Below are 20,499 nucleotides of genomic sequence, written 5' to 3' on the forward strand. Positions count from 1 at the left end.
ATCAGTCCTTTGTTCCAACGCCCGGCGGATCGTCCGCGATTCGGGCGTATAGGTAATGATCCTGCCAGATGCCGTTGATCCTGAGATAGGATCGTAGCAGTCCTTCGCGCCGGAATCCGGCTTTTTCAAGCACGCGGATCGACCGGGCATTATCGGGGATACAGGCAGCTTCGATCCGGTGCAACCGCAGCGTTTCGAAGGCGAAACGCGTCACCACCTTGACGGCATCGGTCATCAGGCCGCGTCCGCTGAACCGCTCGCCGATCCAATAGCCGATATGGCCGCTTTGGGCGACCCCGTGGCGGATATTGCCGAGGGTGATACCGCCGGCCAGCTTGCCGCTGCTTTTCTCGAAGATGAAGAAGGCGATCGCCGTCCCCTGCGCGTAGTCCTCGCGGTAGCGGCCGATACGGTGCCGCCACGCCGTGCGGTCGAGCTCGTCAGGCGTCCATCGCGGCTCCCACGGCTCGAGGAAGGCGCGGCTTTCACTGCGCAGCACCGACCACTCGCGATAGTCGTTGGTCAGCGGCACGCGCAGCGTGACCAGCTCGCCCTTCAGTGCCGGCAGGTCGCGGCGAAAGAAAGGGAGCGCGAACACGATGCTCGAATGGGCTTAGACGGCAAGCTTACGGGCGGTGGTCTGCGTGCCCGAAAGCGAATCGAGGATCGCCTCATAGGGCGCGAGCGTACCCACCGGCCCGACAGCTGTAAGCGTCGGCTTGGTCGAAAAAAGCCGGGACGACAGATCCGTCAGCCGCTCGACAGTCAACGCCGACAGGCGCTCCATCAGCTCTTCCTTGGCGATCGGCCTGCCGAACAGAAGCAACTGCCTGGCGATCTGCGAGGCGCGGCTGGCCGGGCTCTCGGCCGACATGATCAGCCCGGCGCGGTATTGCGCACGCGCCCGGTCGAGCTCCTCCTGCAGGATGTTTTCGCCGGCCTTTTGCAGCTCGTCGATGATCACAGGCACCAGCTCGGCAATATCGCTTTGTCCGGTCGCGGCATGGACCCCGAAGACGCCGGTGTCGGAAAAACCCCAATGGAAGGCATAGACCGAATAGCACAGGCCGCGTTTTTCGCGGACTTCCTGGAAAAGTCGCGACGACATGCCGCCGCCGAGGATCATCGACAGGACCTGGGAGGCATAGAAATCGCGGACGTGATAGGCGCGGCCCTCGAAACCCAGCACGATCTGGGCGTCCATCAGGTCGCGGTCCTCGCGAAAATCGCCGCCGACATACTGCGCATATTGCGGGATGGTGCCGTCGGCCTTGCCGCGGAAGCTGCCGAGACGCTTTTCGACCTCCCGCACGAAATCGTCGTGCTTGATATCGCCGGCCGCCACCATCACCATGTTCTCGGCGCCGTACTGTCGCTCGATGAAGTCGTGCAACTGCTTCGAAGTGAAGGATTTGACGGTTTCCGGTGTGCCGAGAATCGAGCGGCCGATAGTCTGGTGGCGAAAGGCGGTCTCGGTAAAGTGATCGAAAACGACGTCGTCGGGCGTATCGTGCGCGGCGCCGATCTCCTGCAGAATCACATGCTGCTCTCGCTCCAACTCCTGCGGATCGAATTCGGAGTCCTGCAGGATGTCGGAAAGAATATCGACGGCCAGCGGCACGTCGTCGCTCAGAACCCTTGCGTAATAGGAGGTCGTCTCGACGCTGGTGGCGGCATTGATCTCGCCGCCGACGTCCTCGATTTCCGAGGCGATCTCGAAGGCGCTTCGCCGCCTGGTGCCCTTGAAAGCCATGTGCTCGAGCAAGTGCGCCATTCCGTGCTCTTCGTCACGCTCGTTGCGTGCGCCCGACTTGACCCAGGCGCCAAGGGCAACAGATTCGAGGCTTGGAAGGGTTTCGGTGGCGACTGTCAGGCCGTTCGACAGACGGCTTACCTCAACACCCATATGGCAATTACTCCCTAACGCGCCGCCCGCGTGTGGCGGCCGAGATAATCTTCCACCATTTTCAGGTCGGATGGAAGTACCGTGTATTTTTCCTCGGCGCTCATCAACCCGCCTAGCGATGCAGGCAGGGCAGGCGACACGCCGCTGGCGGCTTCGACGGCGACGGGAAACTTTGCCGGGTGCGCAGTGCCCAGCACCACCATCGGCACCTCACCCGCAGCCTTGCCGGCGGCCACATGCACGGCCGCGGCCGTATGCGGGTCGAGCAGATAGCCGCTCGCCGCTAGTGTCGTGCGGATGGTGGCGGCGACCTCGTCCATGGTGGCGCGGCCGGCGTCGAATTCGGAGCGGATCTTGGCGATTTCGCCAGCCTCGATGGTGAAGGCGCCGGACTGCTTGAGCCCGTTCATGTAGCGCCGCATGGTCGAGGCATCGCGGCCGGACGCTTCGAACAGCAAGCGTTCGAAGTTCGAAGATACCTGGATGTCCATCGAGGGCGACGTGGTCGAAAAAACCCCCTTCATGCGGTATTCGCCTGTCGCCAGCGTGCGCGCCAGAATATCGTTGTCGTTGGTGGCGATGATCAGCCGTTCGATCGGCAGCCCCATCTTCTTGGCGGCATAGCCGGCAAAGATGTCGCCGAAATTGCCGGTCGGCACGGTGAAGGAAACCGGTCTGTCGGGCGCGCCGAGCGACAGCGCGGAGGAGAAATAATAGACGATCTGGGCCATGATGCGGGCCCAGTTGATCGAATTGACGCCCGACAGCGATACCCGGTCGCGAAAACCGTGGTCGTTGAACATGTCCTTCACCAGGCCCTGGCAGTCGTCGAAATTACCTTCGATCGCCAACGCATGGACGTTTGCGGCGGTCGAGGTCGTCATCTGCCGCTGCTGTACCGGCGAGACGCGGCCATGCGGGAAAAGCACGAAGATGTCGGTGCGGTTGCGCCCGGCAAAGGCATCGATGGCGGCCCCTCCGGTGTCGCCGGAGGTGGCGCCGACAATGGTGGCGCGCTGGTCGCGCTCGGCCAGCACATGGTCCATCAGCCGCGCAAGAAGCTGCATCGCCACGTCCTTGAACGCGAGCGTCGGGCCGTGGAAGAGCTCGAGCACGAAGCTGTTCGGCCCGGTCTGCACCAGCGGGCAGACGGCCTCATGGCGGAAGCTCGCATAGGCTTCGCGCACCAGCCGTTCGAACACCGGCGCCGCGATCTCGCCGCCGAGGAACGGCGACAGCACCCGGATGGCAAGATCGGGATAGGCAAGGCCGCGCATGGCGCGGATCTCGGCTGCGGAAAAATGCGGCCAGGCGCTCGGCAGGTAGAGCCCTCCGTCGCGCGCCAGTCCGGCCAGCACGGCGTCGGAAAATCCAAGCGCGGGCGCTTCCCCGCGGGTACTCACATATTGCATCGTTACGTTTCCATTGCTGCCGGGAATTTTGGCCCGCCGCGAGGTGGTGGATTTCTGCGCGGGCTCAGTCGCATTTTTGCCGCGCGGTTGATATACGTCACCGGCTTTGCGAGAGGGAAGTGCAGTTCATGGCGTTTCATTCATTCAACGGTCGTTTTGTCGCGGGTCTGGGTCTCGCCGGCTTTATGCTTGCCGCCGCAGGCTGCCAATCGAGCGACAATGGTATTCTCGGCTTCGGCAAGAAGGACACGACGCCGCCACCGCCACCCGATCCCAAGGTGCTTTCCAGCCAGCTGCAGGCCTATTGCCCGAAAGTGACGTTGCGTGACGGCACCGCTTTCTTCAATACCTACGCCAAGAGCGGTCCGAAGCCGAAGAAAAAAATCGATGTTGCCGCCGAGGAAGCCGCCCAGCCGGCAACGGACGCGGCTGGCGTCGATCAGCCGGACGATTCCGCCAAGATCATCTATCAGGCTTCGATCACCGATGTGACCCGCGACTGCAGCCGCGCCAACGGCTCCTTGTCGATGAAGATAGCCGTCGCCGGCAAGGTCGTGCCTGGCCCGATGTTCACCCCCGGGACCATCACCATGCCGATCCGCATCGCGGTGATGCACGGCACCGAAGTTCTCTATTCGCAGCTTCACTCCTATCAGGTCCAGGTTACCGATCCTTCGAGTGCCACGCAGTTCGTCTTCACCGATTCCAACGTCGTCGTTCCGGAGCCGACGGCGAAGGACTACCAGGCATATGCCGGGTATGACGAGGGCGCTCCGAAAGTAGCGACAGACAAGCCGAGGAAGAAGAAAGCCGCCGCGACCAACTAAGCCGCTGCATTCGCGCTACGGCGGCTGGAGGCGGCCTCTCACGCGTCCGCCGACCATTCCGACAGCGCGGCGATCACGCTTTTCAGTTCCGCCCAGCGGCGGATGACCGTTTCCGCGCCGGCCTCGGTCAGCGCATCGGCGTGGCCGGGATAGCTGTGCGCCGCGCCGGTAAAGCCGATGACGCGCATTCCCGCCGTCTTGGCGCCGGTGACGCCATGCACCGAATCCTCGATGACAAAGGTGTTCGCCGGATCGGCCTTGAGCTTTTCCGCGGCGAACCGAAACACGTCCGGCGCCGGCTTGGTTTTCCCGGTCGGGGTTTCCAGCGAGGAAAAGATCCGGCCGGCAAAGAACGGCAAAAGCTGCACCTTCTCCAGCATGAATTCGATCCGCTCAGAACGCGAATTCGAACAGACGCAGCGCGGCACTGCTACCGCGGCGACAGCTTCGTGCGCTCCGTCGATGGCACGCACGTCGCTACGCAGCCTGCGATCGACAAGCTGTTCCTCCTTGTCGATCAGCGAGGCCTGGAACGGGATCCGGGACTTTTCCTCGACCCGCATCATGATGTCCTTGAAAGTCAGCCCGGCATAGACCTCGGAAATCTCCTCGGCCGATATCTCGTAGCCAGCCGAGGTCAAAAGCTCGGCATCGATACGCGCGGCGATGATTTCGGAATCGACGAGCACGCCGTCGCAATCGAAGATGACAAGATCTGGCTGGGGCATGGTGATCCGGGAAGCGGGATGAGGGAATGCCGAGAGGGCCTTTGGTCAAAACGGCTCAGGCGGCGCGGCATACACCAACAGGCCGGGCTTCGCAAATTCGGCGTGCTGCTTCACTGAATATTTACGCTGATCGGTAACCATAACGGACAGTAAACAGTAACGCGTGCCTTGGGTGTCACAATGTCTGCCGTGCGTCTTCTCGACGACCTTTCCGATGCTCCCCAGCAATCCGAGTGGCTGGATACGATCCTGAAGGGCGACTGCGTCGCCGCGCTCGAACGGCTGCCGGAAAAGTCGATCGACGTGATCTTTGCCGATCCGCCTTACAATCTACAGCTCGATGGCGATCTGCACCGGCCCGACCAATCCAAGGTCGATGCCGTCGACGACCATTGGGACCAGTTCGACAGTTTTGAGGCCTACGACGCCTTCACCCGCGCCTGGCTGCTGGCGGCGCGCCGCGTGTTGAAGCCCAACGGCACGATCTGGGTCATCGGCTCCTACCACAATATTTTCAGGGTCGGCGCCAAGATGCAGGACCTGGGCTTCTGGATCCTCAACGACGTCGTCTGGCGCAAGACCAATCCAATGCCCAATTTCCGTGGCCGCCGTTTCCAGAACGCGCATGAGACGATGATCTGGGCATCGCGCGACCAAAAGGGCAAGGGTTACACATTCAACTACGAGGCGCTGAAGGCGTCGAATGACGACATTCAGATGCGTTCCGACTGGCTGTTTCCGATCTGCACCGGCGGCGAGCGCCTGAAGAACGACAATGGTGACAAATTGCATCCGACGCAGAAGCCGGAAGCGTTGCTTGCCCGCGTCATGACGGCGTCGACCAGACCAGGCGACATCGTGCTCGACCCCTTCTTCGGTTCAGGTACCACCGGGGCTGTGGCCAAGCGGCTTGGCCGCCACTTCGTCGGCATCGAGCGTGAGCAGGCCTATATCGATGCCGCCATGGAACGTATCGATGCGGTCCGGCCGCTGGAAAGCGCCAATTTGACGGTGCTGACCGGCAAGCGGGCTGAGCCGCGCGTCGCATTCGTGACGCTTCTCGACAATGGCTTGGTGGCGCCCGGCGCCACGCTCTACGACGCCAAGAAGCGCTGGGCGGCAAAAGTGCGTGCCGACGGGACGCTGGCGATCGGCGACAATGCCGGGTCGATCCACAAGATCGGCGCACACGTGCAGGGGCTGGACGCATGCAATGGCTGGACCTTCTGGCATTATGAGCGCAGCGGCGGTTTGACACCGATCGACGAGCTTCGCCGCATTGCCCGCCTGGGCATGGAGCGGGCAGGGGCCTGAGGCTCCGAGTTGCGACAGATCGGTTAGTGAAGGCTCACCCAACCTCTGGAAGCGATTCAAATCACACTTTGATCCCAAGGCGCTCAAGGTCCGCCTTGAGCGTCTGGGCGTCGGTGAACAGCACAGCCTGCCAACCGGCCGCCTTGGCGCCGTCGACATTCTTCTGGCTGTCGTCGATGAACAGCGTGGCTGCCGGATCGAGGCCGAACGCGGCGACGTGGTGATCGTAGATGGCGCGATCCGGCTTGATCTGGCGGATGTCGCCCGACACGGTCACGCCGCGCGGCCTATTGAGGAAATCGAACCGCTCGCGGGCCTCGGCAAGCGTATCGGCCGCGAAATTGGTCAGCATCGTCACGTCGTGGCCGCTCTCGATCAGCCCGATCATGATGGCGACGCTGTCCTCATAGGCATGAGGCACCATCTCGTGCCAGTGCCGGCGGAAATTGCGGATGTTTTCGGCATGGTCGGGATACTGAGCGATTGCCAGCGCTTCGGCCTCTTCCCAGCTGCGGCCGCGGTCCTGCTCGATGTTCCAGTCGTGCGTGCAGACATTTTCGAAGAACCATTTCCGTTCGTCGGGATCGGGGATCAAGCGGCTGAAGGGCAGGTTCGGATCATAGTGGATCAGCACTTTGCCGATGTCGAAAACGATGTGGCGGATTTCGGACATTCTTCTCTCTTTCAATGCGGCCGCTGCTTTTTCGTCGCGCCCGGTATCGCCGCTTCGATTACCTTTTTCATGACGCTCGGCAGCGCCTCCCCGGAAATTTCATGGGCCAGCGACCAGAAATGCCCGGCCGGGCCGACGCTGTCGGTCTCCGCCTTGAACACGTCGAGTTCAAGCGCAAAATGGGTAAAGATATGGCCGATGCGTCCGGCCTGCTGCCAGTCGCCGGGGAACGGGGCTGCCGCCACCGTGGTGGCGCCATCGATCCGCGCGGTCCAGCCGGTCGTCGGCACTTCGGTCATGCCGCCCAGCAGGCCTTTATTCGCGCGCTTGCGCAAAAGGATGGCGCCGTCGCTCCTGACGGCGACGAAGGCGGCGCCGCGGCGCAAGGGTTTCTCGGCCTTGGGCAGGCGGACCGGAAAGCGCTCGGGATCGCCCGAGATTGTGGCGCTGCAATCCTGCCTGACGGGGCAGAGCATGCAGCGGGGCCGGCGCGGCGTGCAGATCGTCGCGCCCAGGTCCATCATCGCCTGCGCGAAGTCGCCGGGCCTTGTCGGGGGAACCATGCGTTCGACCTGGCCGCGTATCTCGCCCTTGGCGTCGCCCAGAGGCGTGGCGATCGAATACAGCCGTGAGACGACCCGTTCGACATTGCCGTCGACGACCGCGGCTGGTCGGTCGAAGGCGATCGCCGCGATCGCCGCCGCCGTATAGGCGCCGATGCCGGGCAGTTCCCTCAAGCCGGACTCGCTGTCCGGAAAGCGGCCGCCTTGCCGCGCGACGAGATCGGCGCAGGCTTTGAGGTTACGGGCGCGGGAATAATAGCCGAGCCCGGCCCAGGCCTTCATGACGTCTTCGGTCGGTGCCGCCGCCAGTGCCTCGACAGTTGGCCATTTCTGCACGAAAGCCCGGAAATAGGATTTTACCGCCTCGACCGTGGTTTGCTGCAGCATCACCTCGGAAAGCCAGACGAGATAGGGATCTGGCTGGGCGCCGCCTGCCACCGCACGCGGCGGAACGCGCCACGGCAGCTCGCGGTGATGCGCGTCGTACCAGCCAAGCAGCCGGAACGCGATCTCGCCATTGTCTCCGGATACGGCCTTGCGGGTCTGGTCGTGCAGTGCCATTGATCGAGGGTCGGCCCTAATCCACTGATGCTGAAGCTGGAGAACGCACATGGCAGGGAAAAGGCCCTTCGGCAATCCCGTTCCGGTGAGCGATCTCGCAACCGAGATCCTCGACCCGGTGCTGCGCAAGCGGGCCGGCATGTCGATCGGGCTGGTCCAGTCGTGGGAAGAGATTGCCGGACCGCGGCTTGCCGGCCGCTCGCGCCCGGAAAAGATCCAGTGGCCGCGCCGCATGCACGAGGACGATCCGTTCGAGCCGGCAGTGCTGGTAATTGCCTGCGAGGGTGTGGCGGCACTGCATCTGCAGCACGAGACCGGCGAGATCATCAACCGGGTCAATGCGTTTCTCGGTTTCAATGCGATCGGCCGGATCAGGATCGTGCAGAAGCCGGTAATGGCGGGCAAGGAAAAGCCGAAATCCAGTTTGCGGCCGCTGACCGTGGCGGAGAAGGCGAAGCTGTCGGGCACTGTCGGTTTGATCGAGGACGACGGGCTGCGCGCCTCGTTGGAGCGGCTTGGCGCCACCATTCTTGGTCAAAAGAAGCCGTGATCTCGCGCTATCGTGATGGTATGCCCGGATTTGGCGATTGGAATAGGGGCGGTAATGCCTTAATTCGCGCCAACTCTCGCTTTTTGTAGCCTTTGCATTGCAAAATCCAACTATTGCCAGGTGATTCGTATGCTTCGTTCCTTGTCCCGCAGACACCTTTTGACTTCGCTGGCCGCAATACCAGCGGCGGCCCTGCTTGCCGCCTGCAGCGACTCGGGCGAGAAAGCCGAGGCGCAGGATGTGAAGCCTGCGGCTCCGGCGGAACCTGCGAAGCCGGCCGCTCCGGCCGCCGCCAAAGCGCCTGAAGCTCAGGGCACGGTGGATATGGCAGCCTTGTTGAAGCCCGGCGCGCTGCCCGACATGCAGCTCGGCAAGGACGATGCAAAGGTCACTATCGTCGAATATGCATCGATGACCTGCCCGCATTGCGCGCATTTCGCCGAGACCACTTTTCCGGAGCTGAAGACGAAATATATCGACACCGGCAAAGCCCGTTACATCCTGCGCGAGTTTCCGTTCGATCCCAGCGCCGAGGCCGGTTTCATGCTGGCGCGCTGCTCCAAGGACAACTATTTCCCGATGGTCGACGTTCTGTTCAGGCAGCAGGCCAACTGGGTTGGTGTGAACAATACCAAGGACGCACTGCTGCAAATCGCCAAGCTTGCCGGTTTTACACAGGAGTCCTTCGAGGCCTGCTTGACGGACCAGAAACTTCTGGACGATGTGAGATCCGTCCAGAAGCGCGGCGCCGACGAATTCAAGGTCGATTCCACACCGACCTTTTTCATCAACGGAAAGACCTACAAAGGGGCGATGTCGATTGCGGAAATGTCGGCCATCATCGACCCTCTGCTCTGACCTTTCGGCAGCGCCGAAGCGGCGTCGCTTCGGCGTGCGCGCTTCTTTGTTTTGCCGCGGGTTCTCCTTGCAAAACCCCGGAACAGTGTTGCGAAACTTGGCTATGGGCCGGCGCGAATGAAGTTCTCGCGCCTTCGCCTGCTCGGCTTCAAATCCTTCGTAGAACCCGGCGAGTTCGTCATCGAACGCGGCCTGACCGGCATCGTCGGGCCGAATGGCTGCGGCAAGTCGAACCTGGTCGAGGCGCTGCGCTGGGTTATGGGCGAAAGCTCCTACAAGAACATGCGTGCGTCCGGCATGGACGACGTCATCTTTTCTGGTTCCGGAACACGACCGGCCCGCAACACCGCTGAAGTCACGCTTTTTCTCGACAACAGCGACCGTAGCGCGCCCTCGGCCTTCAATGATGCAGACGAGTTGCAGGTTTCGCGCCGCATCGAACGCGAGGCGGGTTCGCTCTACCGCATCAACGGCAAGGAAGCCCGCGCCAAGGATGTGCAGCTGCTGTTCGCCGACCAGTCGACCGGCGCGCGTTCGCCATCGATGGTCGGGCAGGGCCGCATCGGCGAGCTGATCCAGGCAAAGCCGCAGGCGCGCCGCGCGCTGCTGGAAGAGGCAGCCGGAATTTCCGGACTGCACACACGGCGCCACGAAGCCGAGCTGCGGCTGAAGGCGGCGGAACAGAACCTCGAAAGGCTGGACGACGTCGTCGGCGAGCTGGAAAGCCAGATCGAAAGCCTGAAACGCCAGGCCCGCCAAGCCTCGCGCTTCAAGAACCTGTCGGCCGACATCCGCAAGGCCGAAGCGACGCTGCTGCATCTTCGCTGGACGCTGGCCAAGACGCAGGAAGGCGAAGCGCGCTCGGCGCTGGCGATTGCCACCGCGCTGGTCGGCGACCGTGCCGCCGCCCAGATGGCTGCCGCCAGGGAACAAGGCATCAACGCCCACCGGCTGCCGGACCTGCGCGATGCGGAAGCCGCCGCCGCAGCAGCCTTCCAGCGTCTGTCGATCGCCAAGGCGCAGATCGAGGAAGAGGCAGGCCGCATCCGCGCCCGCCAGGCAGAGCTCGACCGCCGACTGCAACAGCTTGATGGCGACCTTGCCCGCGAGGAGCGCATGGTCCGCGACAATGCCGATATCCTCGAACGTCTCGCCGCCGAAGAAGCCGCGCTCAACGCCGAAAACGCCGGCGCCGCCGAGCGCGAGGCCAGCACCCGCGCGGCTGTCGAGCAGGCGGCATCGACGCTTGCCTCTAGCGAGGCCAGGCTCGCCGCGCTGACCGCCGAACGGGCGGAGGCTGCCGCCTCGCGCAACCAGATCGAACGGACGCTGCGCGACACCGCTGAGCGCCGCGACCGCTTTGGCCGCCAGCTTGCAGATGTCGACGGCGAATTGTCGGAGATCGTCTCCAGGGTCGCCGGCCTGCCCGATCCCGCCGAGAAGCGGCTGCTGGTCGAACAGGCGCTGGCACTGCTCGAAGGGGCCGAGGCAGCAGCGATTGCAGCAGAACGGGCGGTCGCCGAGGCGCGTGCGGGCGAAGGTGCTGCCCGCCCACCGGTTCAGGACGCAAAAGCCGAGCTGGCGCGGATCGAAACCGAGGCCCGCACGCTTGCCAAGATCCTCAACGCTGCGAGCGGCGACTTGTTTCCCTCGGTGCTGGAGCAGATCAGCGTCGAGCGCGGCTACGAGACGGCGCTGGGTGCCGCACTTGGCGAAGATCTCGACGTGCCGCTCGACCGCAGCGCGCCGGTGCATTGGGGCCAGAGCGAAATCCAGCCCGGCGACGCCGCGTTGCCCGAAGGTATAAAGAGCCTCGCCAGCGTGGTGCGCGCGCCGGCGCAGCTGGCCCGCCGGCTGGCCCAGATCGGCATTGTCGAAGCCGCCGACGGAAGAAGGCTGCAGACGCTGCTGGCCCCCGGTCAACGGCTGGTCAGCCGCGAAGGCGCGCTGTGGCGCTGGGACGGCTTTACCGCCAGCGCCGATGCGCCGACCGCCGCCGCGCAGCGGCTGGCGCAGAAAAACCGGCTGGCCGAACTCGACGCCGAAGCGATCCATGCCACCCGCATACTGCGCGACGCCGAACAGGCTCTTGCCCGGGCCGAACAGGCGCTTGCCCAGGCGAGCGAAGCCGAACGCTCCGCTCGACAGGCCGGGCGCGACGCCCAGCACGGGCTGGACGCTGCTCGCAATGCGCTGGCCGAGGCCGAAAAGGCCGGCGGCGAACTGTCGAGCCGGCGTGCAGCACTTGACGAGGCGCGTGCCCGCATTGTCGACAGCCATGAGGAAACGGCGACAGCATTCGTCGAGGCGGAAATGCTGCTGCAGGACGCGCCCGATCTCGGCGATCTGCAGTCGCAACTCGACCAGTCGGCCGCCAACGTCGCCCGCGACCGCGCCGCCCTTGCCGATGCGCGCGCCGTTCACGAGGGCCTGAAGCGGGAAGCCGAGGCACGTGCGCGCCGGCTCGACGCCATCGGCGCGGAACGGCGCAACTGGGTGGAGCGCGCCGAAAACGCGTCGACGCAGATCACGGCGCTCGGCGAACGCAAGGCCGAGGCCGAGGCCGAGCGCGAGCGGCTGGCCGACGCCCCCGACGAGATCGACGCCAAGCGGCGCGCCTTGCTGTCGCAGCTCGCCGAGGCCGAAAGCCTGCGCAAGGCTGCCGGCGACCGCTTGCAGGAAGCGGAGAACCGGCAGTCCGAGCTGGACAAGGCTGCGACCGCTGCCATCCAATCGCTCGCTGAAGCGCGCGAAACGCGTGTTCGCGCCGAAGAGCGGCTGACCGCCGCCGACGAGCGTCGGCTGGAAGTCGAAGCGCGCATCCAGGAAACGCTGAACACGCCGCCGCATCTGGTGATCCGCCACACCGGCCTCGAACCCGACAGCCCGATGCCCGAAATGGCCGAGATCGAGCGTCAGCTCGACCGGCTGAAGGTCGAGCGCGAACGGTTGGGCGCCGTCAATTTGCGCGCCGAGGAAGAGCAGAAGGAACTGTCGGACCGGCTGGAGACCATCGTTTCCGAGCGCGACGACATCATCGAGGCGATCCGTAAGCTGCGGCAGGCGATCCACAGCCTGAACCGTGAAGGCCGCGAGCGGCTGCTCGCTGCCTTCGAGGTGGTTAACGGCCATTTTCAACGGCTGTTTTCGCATCTGTTCGGCGGCGGCACCGCCGAGCTGCAACTGATCGAGTCCGACGATCCGCTCGAAGCCGGGCTCGAGATCCTGGCGCGACCGCCCGGCAAGAAGCCGCAGACGATGACGTTGCTGTCCGGCGGCGAGCAGGCGTTGACGGCGATGTCGCTGATCTTCGCCGTGTTCCTGACCAACCCGGCGCCGATCTGCGTGCTCGATGAAGTCGACGCGCCGCTCGACGACCACAATGTCGAACGCTTCTGCAATCTGATGGACGAAATGGCCGCAACCACCGAAACGCGCTTCGTCATCATCACACACAACCCGATCACGATGGCGCGCATGGACCGGCTGTTCGGGGTAACCATGGCCGAGCAAGGCGTCAGCCAACTGGTGTCGGTTGACCTGCAGGCGGCTGAGGCCATGCGCGAGGCAAGCTGACGCATCAGCTTAGTGGTGGTCTCCACCTCGGCTTTCGACTATAGCACGACGAAATGGGCTGGATCTGCCGCTCCAGATACCCGTCAGGCTGTGCACGTGGAGAAGCTTGTTGCCTATACTTGTCACCGGAGCCGCGGGGTTCATTGGCAGTCACGTTTGCCATCATCTGCTCGACCGGGGAGAAGCGGTCGTCGGCGTCGACAACATGAACGACTATTACGACCTGGCGCTCAAAAAGGGGCGGCTTGCCCACCTTCTGCCCCGCAAGGATTTTTCGTTCCACCAGCTCGATATTGCCGAACAGGGCGCCCTTGCGGCTGCTCTGGCCGGGCAAGGCATCGTCAGGATCGTGCATCTCGCCGCGCAGGCCGGCGTGCGTCACTCACTCGACAATCCGCGCCTCTATGTCCGCTCCAATGTCATGGGCCACCTCGAAGTGCTCGAATTCTGTCGCGCCGAACCGGCATTCGAGCATCTGGTCTATGCCTCGTCGAGCTCGGTGTATGGCGGCAACCGCAGCGTGCCGTTCAGCGAAGCCGATCAGGTCGACAAGCCCGTTTCGCTCTACGCCGCCACCAAGAAAACCGATGAGTTGATGAGCCACACCTACGCCCATCTGTTCGGCATACCGCAGACCGGCCTGCGGTTTTTCACGGTCTATGGTCCCTGGGGCCGCCCCGACATGGCCTATTGGATGTTCACCCGGGCGATGCTCGAGGGCAAGCCGATCCGGGTTTTCAACAATGGCGAAATGTGGCGCGATTTCACCTACATAGACGACGTCGTCAAGGCGGTCGTCGCCGTGCTCGACAAGCCGCCGTCAGCTGACGTTCCGCCGAACAGGCTTTACAATGTCGGCAACAACCGGCCGGTGCGCCTGGGCGACTTCATCGACATTCTGGAAAGGCTGCTCGAGGTCAAGGCAATCCGCCACAACGAGCCGATGCAGGCGAGCGACGTCGAGAAGACTTACGCCGACATGACCGCGCTGGAGCGGGATTTCGGCTTCAGGCCTAGCGTTTCGATAGAGGACGGGCTGAAGAAGTTTGTCGACTGGTACCGGCCGTACTCGAAGCAGTGATTTGCACCACTCGCCGTGAGGCCTTCAAGCGGGACACCTGGAGTGGGCACATCGGTCCGCAAAAGCATCATTTTGTCCTAACATCCTGTTAACCACATGCTCGCTGAAAGGTATCCGATTAACCTTTGAGGCGCTTATGACCGCTATGTTTCGTGGCTTGCTGTTCAATATGAGCTGTGTGGATGTGCGGATTCGGGGGCTATTTCGGTTCAGTCCGGGATGCGGAAGCTTTGCTTGCGCGCATGACGTCCGCGATCGCCCATCGCGGACCGGATGAACAAGGCAAATTCGTAGCGCCCGAGGCTGGACTCGGGCATGCGCGGCTGTCGGTGATCGGGATTGGTGATGGCCAGCAGCCGATGTCCGACGAAACCGGCAATTTGACGATTGCGTTCAACGGCGAGATTTTCAATTACGTGGAATTGCGCGAAGGGCTGCTGGCCAAGGGCCGACGCTTCCGCACCTCGAGCGACACCGAAGTTCTCCTGCAGCTGTATGAGGAGATGGGCGAAGACTGCCTGCCGCTCCTGAACGGTGATTTCGCCTTCGCGATTTGGGACAACCGGCGGCGGCGGATGGTGCTTGCAAGAGACCGCATGGGTGTTAGGCCGCTGTTCTACACCAGCAAGGACGGCGTGCTCTACTTTGCGTCCGAGATAAAAGCCCTGCTGAAGGTACCCGGCATCTCTGCCGAAATCGATCCGATTGCACTCGACCAGATCTTTACGCTGTGGGCGCCGATCGCTCCACGCACGGCTTTCCGCGATATCCACGAGCTGGAGCCGGCAAGCGTGATGATCGCGACACAGGGGCAAGTGACGGTCAATCCATACTGGCATCTGGACTATCCTCATCGAGACGCGCCATCGAAGATCACCAATGAGGACAACGCCGCCGAAGAACTGCAGGCCCTTTTGACCGACGCGGTGAGGCTTCGCATGCGCGCTGACGTGCCGGTCGGTTCTTACCTTTCGGGCGGGCTCGATTCATCCCTCGTTTCGGCACTCGCGGCCGGTATGACTCCTTTTAAGCTGCAGACATTTTCCGTAACGTTCGACAGCGCCGAGCATGACGAAAGCGCCTTCCAGACCGAAATGGCGTCAGCACTTGGCACGCGCCATCGAACCATAGCCTGTCGTGCCGGTGATATCGCTGGCGTGTTTCCCGAAGTCATCCGCTTTACCGAGCGACCGATCATCCGCACCGCCCCGGCCCCCCTCTATCAACTGTCCGGCCTCGTCCGCCAGGCCGGTTTGAAAGTGGTGCTGACAGGCGAGGGCGCCGACGAAGTCTTTGCCGGCTATGATGTCTTCAAGGAAGCGCGGGTTCGCCGTTTCTGCGGACGACAGCCGGCGTCGCGCATAAGACCACAGCTGTTCCGGAAGCTTTATCCCTATCTGCCAGGTCTGCAGCAGCAGTCCGTAGAGTACCTGGCCGCGTTCTTCGGCACCGGCAGCGCAGCCCTGGACGATCCGCTGTTCTCGCATCGGCCGCGTTTCAAGACCACATCAGCGGCCAAGATGTTTTTCTCCGGTGACCTGCGTGCGACATTGAAGGGCTATGACCCAGCCGAGGAACTGGCCGGCCGGTTGCCTGAGGCGTTTTCCCGGTGGCATCCGCTGCATCAAGCGCAATATCTCGAAACCCGCTTTCTCCTGCCGGGCTACATCCTCTCCAGCCAGGGCGATCGCATGGCCATGGCGCATGGTATCGAAGGGCGTTTCCCCTTCCTTGACCATCGCTTGGTGGAGTTTGCGGCAAGACTTCCGCCGGAGATGAAGCTCAAGGGACTGGTGGAAAAACACATACTGCGCAAAGTTGCCAAGCACCTGCTTCCGACGGCCATCAGCGAGCGCACCAAACAGCCTTACCGGGCGCCGGAAGCCCGCTCCTTCGTTGGACCCGGAGAACTGGACTACGTACGCGACTCGCTGAGCGAGGCAAGCATCGCCGCCGGAGGACTATTCAACGCCAAGGCGGTGGCGAACCTGCACGACAAATGCCGCTTGCAGCCCGCGTCCGGATTCCGCGACAATGCGGCTTTCGTCGGCATTTTGTCGACGCAGCTGTGGCAGAAGATTTTCACCGGCGAAAAGGTCGGTGCAGCACGAGCGGCCTGAGAAATCGAGGGAATGAAAAATCATGGTAGCAATCAAGGACAAGGTCAAAACCTTTATCGTCGACAACTTCTTGTTCGGCGACACGTCCTACGAGCTTGCGGACTCCGCATCACTGATCGAGAACGGCATCATCGATTCGACGGCCGTGTTGGAGCTCGTGGCATTCATAGAGGATGATTTCGGCATAGCGATGGTCGATGCCGACATCGTACCGGCCAATCTGGATTCGATTGACCGCATCTCAGCCTTCATCAAGGCAAAAGCAGAAGCGCTGGCTGCGTAGGCGCCATCGGCGAGGAGCGTCCGTGCGAATCGAACATTTTCTGACGGCGAAAGCCGCTGCCCATCCAGCCAAAACGGCATTGATCACCGAGCACAAAAGGCTGTGCTACGAAGAGCTGGACGATCTCTCGAGCCGCCTGGCCACCGCCCTTTTCATGAATGGCGTCAGGCGCGACGACCGGGTCCTGATCTTTATGGACAATTGCTGGGAGGCTGCGGTTTCGATTTTCGCGGTTCTTAAAGCGGGCGCGACTTTCAGTCCGATCAACGCATCCACCAAGGCCGAAAAGCTGGCCTACATCATCACCGATTGCGATGCGGCCGCGATCCTCACGCAAGCAAGACTGATGCCGGTGGTTGCGGAGGCGTCAAGATACTCCGGCAAGACCGGTATCTTCGTGGCTTCCACCGTTGCTGCCGATAACCAATGCCCGGCAGGAGCCACATCCCTGGCGGATTGCTTGACGTTTCAAGCCGGGGAGATTGACCATCGCGGCATTGACGTCGATCTTGCGATGTTGATCTACACCTCGGGCTCGACCGGCCGGCCCAAGGGTGTGATGATGACGCACCGCAATTGCGACGCGGCGGCCGACTCCATCACCACTTATCTGCGCAACTCGCCCGACGACATCATCTTGAATGTTCTGCCGCTCGCCTTCGACTACGGCCTCTATCAGTTGCTGATGGCCGTCAGGCTCGGCGCCACGCTCGTGCTCGAGAAGTCCTTCGCTTTTCCCCAGGCGGTCTTTGAACGCATCCGCCAGGAACGAGTCACCGGGCTTCCGCTCGTGCCCACGATGGCAGCGATGATCCTGCAGATGCGTGATCTGGCGCCGGGCTTCCTGCCCAGCCTTCGCTATATTTCCAACACGGCGGCTGCCTTGCCGCCCTCTCACATAGAACGCCTTCGGTTCCTTTTCCCCGGTGTCAGGCTCTATTCGATGTATGGCCTGACGGAATGCAAGCGCTGCACCTATCTGCCGCCCGAGGAGCTCGACCGCCGGCCGGGCTCGGTCGGAATAGCCATTCCGAACACCGAAGCCTTTGTCGTCGACGACCACGGGCAACGGGTGCCGCCGGGCGTAGCAGGCGAGCTGATCATTCGCGGGCCGCACGTCATGCAGGGTTATTGGCGAAACGAAGCTGCGACAGCACGAGCCCTGCGCCCGGGTCCGAACCCTTGGGAGAAGGTTCTCTACACCGGCGATCTGTTCAGGGCCGACGAGGAAGGCTTTCTTTATTTCGTCGGCCGCAAGGACGACATCATAAAGTCGCGGGGAGAGAAGGTGGCGCCCAAGGAAGTGGAAGCCGTGCTTCACGCTCATCCGGGAATCGCGGAAGCGGTGGTTGTCGGTGTGCCGGATCCCGTGCTCGGGCATGCGATCGGTGCAGTTATCGTGCGGTCCGACCCGGCGCTCAGCGAAAAGGATATCATACGTCACTGTGCACGCCACCTTGAGGACTTCATGGTCCCCAAAGTCATCGAGTTCCGCCGGGAGCTGCCGAAGACCGATACCGGCAAGGTCAGCCGTCGGCTTGCGGCAGAAACCATGGAGGCCGCGCAATGAATGTTCGCCCGACCGAGGATGCGCGGACCTTTCTGACGCAGGCTCTGGCAATCGACCTGATCACCGAAACGGACCGTATCGTAACGGCCCTGCGCCAGCAGTTGCGCGGGCTTCGCAAGCGGGGCCTTGTGCTCGGTCTTTCGGGCGGGATCGATTCGAGCGTGTCGGTCGCGTTGGCGGCACGAGCCGTCGGGCCCAAGAATGTGCTTTGCCTGTTCATGCCGGAGAGCGATTCCGATCCTGAAAGTCTGCGGCTCGGCCGCCTCGTCGCCGAAACTTTCGGTGTCGAGGCTGTGACGGAGGATATCGGGCCGATCCTGCGCGCAATGGGCTGCTACAAGCGTCGCGACGCCTTCATCCGGGAAGTGGTCCCGGAATACGGCGAAGGCTGGGCCTCGAAGATCGTCATCGCGAACGCGCTCGAGGGCGGGGGTTACAACATCTCATCCCTGGTGGTGCAGGATCCGGAAGGCAAGCAGACGAAACTGAGAATGCCGCTGCCTGTCTATCTCGGCGTTGTCGCCGCTACCAATATGAAACAACGCACCCGCAAGCAGATTGAATACTATCATGCCGATCGCTTGAACTTCGCCGTTCTTGGAACGCCGAACCGGCTGGAATACGATCAGGGTTTCTTCGTGAAGAACGGTGACGGCGCCGCGGACGTCAAGCCGATCGCCCATCTCTATAAAACGCAGGTCTATGCGCTTGCGGCCCATCTCGGTGTTCCGGAGGAAATCCTTAACCGGCCTCCGACCACCGATACCTACTCGCTGGCGCAGACCCAGGAGGAGTTTTACTTTTCACTTCCTTATGATCGTATGGATCTTTGCCTTTACGGTCTCAACAACGGCGTGGCGGCTGAGGTAGTTGGGGAGGCGGCGGGGTTGGCCGCCACACAAGTGGAAAGCGTCTGGGCCGATATCATCGCCAAACGCAGGGCGACGCGTTATCTGCACCAGCGTCCGCAACTCGTTGATGTCGTCGAGGAAATCGGCACCTGACAAACAGGTAGAGCGGTGTGCACGGTTCGATTTGCATGCATCCCGCTCTAGCTGAAACGGCTCCCGATCAGTCGGCTCCATTGCTCGCCCGCAAGCCCGTTCAGGAAAACTTGTGAGTTCTTCATGGCGTCCAACAGCTCTGGATCACGTGAATGCACCACCGTTGAAGCAACGGTCAGGAAAGCGATGCGTCGTCCAAGCATCGCCTCTAGAAGTGCAGGTTGAACACGTCCGCGCAGGCCGCTGACGCCGCGCGCGGCGGCATGATCGATCAGGCAGTCTATCACGGAGCCCGCCTGGCCGGGCAGGGCGAGGATCTGCAGCACGCGGCCAATTTCATACTTCCGTGCGTAATAGGCGAAAGCGCCGACATTGGTGCCGACTGGCGACGTCACGCAAACGTAGACAAGCTCGCCCAGATCCGGCTTTTGTGCGGCATCGGTCAGGATGTGGTCGAGTTGGTCTTCCGTCCATTCCGGGCGTAGCGCGAAACGCGCGATAAACGGCTCGATTAGCTTGGCAAATGTGTGGCTATCGATTTCGGACATCCGAAATCCCCCGTGACCAGCCCCGTCCGCCGCCACACCCGACCAGCGCCGTTCGCTGGACGTCATCCTCCTGCAATAGAATCGGTCGACGGCACGCGCCAACGGATTGAGCACTCGGGCAAGCTCCATGCGATTGGCGGAAAGGCTGAGCATGAAGGTCGCTGGCCGCATCACACGCACCCAGTCGAGGCTGTATTGCGGCAGGACCACGCCGCGCAGCCGGGTCCACAATTTCACGGAGATATCGTTGGCCGTCTCGCTGAAGGAGATGTCCTGCGGACCATCCAGGTAAGCTTTCAGCAAGCGGGCGCCGGCCAGCGGGTCGTGCTCATGGTCCTCGACCATGAGCGAACTACAGATGGCGGCGCGTACTTGACGGCCGTTGAACGTCATCGGCAACACATGAACACCGACAAACCCGGAGACACGACCGGCGTCGTTGACGTGGACAAGCGACCGGAGGCTATCTCCGCAACCGGGCGCATCCAGATAAAACCGTTTCATGTATTCCACGAGAGAGGCCGGCGCTTCGGTCCTTTCCTTCAACAGCACGCGTTGAAACATGTTCGCGACTGCTGGGAGATCGGCGCCTTGCAAGGCGCGAATGACGCTCAAGCCCGGCTCCCGCCACCAAAGTTCCGCCCACCGAGCTTCCGGGCCAAGGCGACACGAGGCACGAGAACATCGGGCGCGCGTTCCAATTCGACGCCCATGAAGCCGTGCAACCTCGGCCAGTTGCGATCGCCCGGGTGACCGAACGGAGTGCTGAATTGCTGCGGCAAGGTGAACCCTTTGCTTGACCGACGAAAAACCGGCGTCATTGCTGCTAGCAGATTCAGGTAAACCGATATTAAAGTCGTTGCTTTGAATGGTAGCGAACCTGGTTGTCCGGGCCTCATACTTGGGCATCAGCAATTTTGGTTCC

At 62.5% G+C, this 20,499-nt stretch carries 17 protein-coding genes; 10 read left to right on the plus strand and 7 right to left on the minus strand.

The features are described from left to right. Window position 1 precedes the first annotated feature (1 nt). The 3 genes from NKI79_RS21965 to thrC are packed head-to-tail and all read right to left on the minus strand — an operon-like array spanning window position 2 to window position 3,318. Window positions 2-598: a GNAT family N-acetyltransferase gene (locus tag NKI79_RS21965; RefSeq protein WP_254818464.1), complete on the minus strand. Its 597-nt coding sequence runs from the start codon at window positions 596-598 to the stop codon at window positions 2-4. A 15-nt stretch (window positions 599-613) separates the two neighbouring features. Continuing rightward, complete coding sequence (locus tag NKI79_RS21970) at window positions 614-1,906, minus strand: M16 family metallopeptidase (protein WP_352476680.1); 1,293 nt, start codon at window positions 1,904-1,906, stop codon at window positions 614-616. 14 nt (window positions 1,907-1,920) lie between these two features. Then, window positions 1,921-3,318: a threonine synthase gene (gene thrC / locus NKI79_RS21975; protein WP_352804368.1), complete on the minus strand. Its 1,398-nt coding sequence runs from the start codon at window positions 3,316-3,318 to the stop codon at window positions 1,921-1,923. A 128-nt stretch (window positions 3,319-3,446) separates the two neighbouring features. On the opposite strand from thrC, the gene NKI79_RS21980 reads away from it, so the two are divergent. Next, window positions 3,447-4,145: a hypothetical protein gene (locus tag NKI79_RS21980; RefSeq protein WP_352804371.1), complete on the plus strand. Its 699-nt coding sequence runs from the start codon at window positions 3,447-3,449 to the stop codon at window positions 4,143-4,145. Between the two features lie 38 nt (window positions 4,146-4,183). Here the strand turns inward: NKI79_RS21980 and NKI79_RS21985 are convergent, their stop codons facing one another. Continuing rightward, window positions 4,184-4,873 carry an HAD family hydrolase gene (locus tag NKI79_RS21985; RefSeq protein ID WP_254818468.1) on the minus strand — a complete coding sequence of 230 codons (690 nt, stop codon included), beginning with the start codon at window positions 4,871-4,873 and terminating at the stop codon, window positions 4,184-4,186. 180 nt (window positions 4,874-5,053) lie between these two features. Here NKI79_RS21985 and NKI79_RS21990 point away from each other — a divergent pair, with 180 nt between their 5' ends. Further along, the gene (locus NKI79_RS21990) at window positions 5,054-6,187 is read left to right on the plus strand and encodes a site-specific DNA-methyltransferase (RefSeq protein WP_352804374.1); all 1,134 of its coding nucleotides are present in this window, start codon (window positions 5,054-5,056) and stop codon (window positions 6,185-6,187) included. Window positions 6,188-6,248: 61 nt separating this feature from the next. On the opposite strand, the gene NKI79_RS21995 is transcribed toward NKI79_RS21990, so the two are convergent. Further along, entirely contained in the window at window positions 6,249-6,860 is a 612-nt protein-coding gene (locus NKI79_RS21995) for an HAD family hydrolase (protein WP_352804377.1), read from the minus strand. An 11-nt stretch (window positions 6,861-6,871) separates the two neighbouring features. Beyond that, complete coding sequence (gene mutY / locus NKI79_RS22000; protein WP_352804380.1) at window positions 6,872-7,984, minus strand: A/G-specific adenine glycosylase; 1,113 nt, start codon at window positions 7,982-7,984, stop codon at window positions 6,872-6,874. Between the two features lie 49 nt (window positions 7,985-8,033). Between mutY and NKI79_RS22005 the strand changes: the two genes are divergently transcribed. From NKI79_RS22005 to nadE, 8 genes are all read left to right on the plus strand, one after another. Beyond that, entirely contained in the window at window positions 8,034-8,534 is a 501-nt protein-coding gene (locus tag NKI79_RS22005; protein WP_352645944.1) for a DUF721 domain-containing protein, read from the plus strand. Window positions 8,535-8,663: 129 nt separating this feature from the next. Continuing rightward, window positions 8,664-9,392 carry a DsbA family protein gene (locus tag NKI79_RS22010; protein WP_254818473.1) on the plus strand — a complete coding sequence of 243 codons (729 nt, stop codon included), beginning with the start codon at window positions 8,664-8,666 and terminating at the stop codon, window positions 9,390-9,392. Window positions 9,393-9,509: 117 nt separating this feature from the next. Next, a complete protein-coding gene (gene smc, locus NKI79_RS22015) occupies window positions 9,510-12,968 on the plus strand; it encodes a chromosome segregation protein SMC (RefSeq protein WP_352804384.1) in 3,459 nt (1,152 codons plus the stop codon). A gap of 109 nt (window positions 12,969-13,077) precedes the next feature. Next, complete coding sequence (locus NKI79_RS22020) at window positions 13,078-14,049, plus strand: NAD-dependent epimerase/dehydratase family protein (protein ID WP_352804387.1); 972 nt, start codon at window positions 13,078-13,080, stop codon at window positions 14,047-14,049. Between the two features lie 182 nt (window positions 14,050-14,231). After that, window positions 14,232-16,169 carry an asparagine synthase (glutamine-hydrolyzing) gene (gene asnB, locus NKI79_RS22025; protein ID WP_352804390.1) on the plus strand — a complete coding sequence of 646 codons (1,938 nt, stop codon included), beginning with the start codon at window positions 14,232-14,234 and terminating at the stop codon, window positions 16,167-16,169. A gap of 19 nt (window positions 16,170-16,188) precedes the next feature. Further along, on the plus strand, window positions 16,189-16,452 hold the full coding sequence (locus NKI79_RS22030) for an acyl carrier protein (RefSeq protein WP_254818658.1): 264 nt from the start codon (window positions 16,189-16,191) through the stop codon (window positions 16,450-16,452). A 22-nt stretch (window positions 16,453-16,474) separates the two neighbouring features. Beyond that, on the plus strand, window positions 16,475-18,022 hold the full coding sequence (locus NKI79_RS22035; RefSeq protein WP_352804393.1) for a class I adenylate-forming enzyme family protein: 1,548 nt from the start codon (window positions 16,475-16,477) through the stop codon (window positions 18,020-18,022). Further along, window positions 18,019-19,026 carry an NAD(+) synthase gene (nadE, locus tag NKI79_RS22040; RefSeq protein ID WP_352804396.1) on the plus strand — a complete coding sequence of 336 codons (1,008 nt, stop codon included), beginning with the start codon at window positions 18,019-18,021 and terminating at the stop codon, window positions 19,024-19,026. Before NKI79_RS22035 ends, nadE begins: the two co-directional genes overlap by 4 nt. A 47-nt stretch (window positions 19,027-19,073) precedes the next feature. Here the strand turns inward: nadE and NKI79_RS22045 are convergent, their stop codons facing one another. Next, on the minus strand, window positions 19,074-20,189 hold the full coding sequence (locus tag NKI79_RS22045) for a hypothetical protein (protein ID WP_352804399.1): 1,116 nt from the start codon (window positions 20,187-20,189) through the stop codon (window positions 19,074-19,076). Between the last annotated feature and the right edge of the window lie 310 nt (window positions 20,190-20,499).

It is taken from the genome of Mesorhizobium sp. M0340 (assembly GCF_040321535.1).
Taxonomy (GTDB): Bacteria; Pseudomonadota; Alphaproteobacteria; order Rhizobiales; family Rhizobiaceae; genus Mesorhizobium.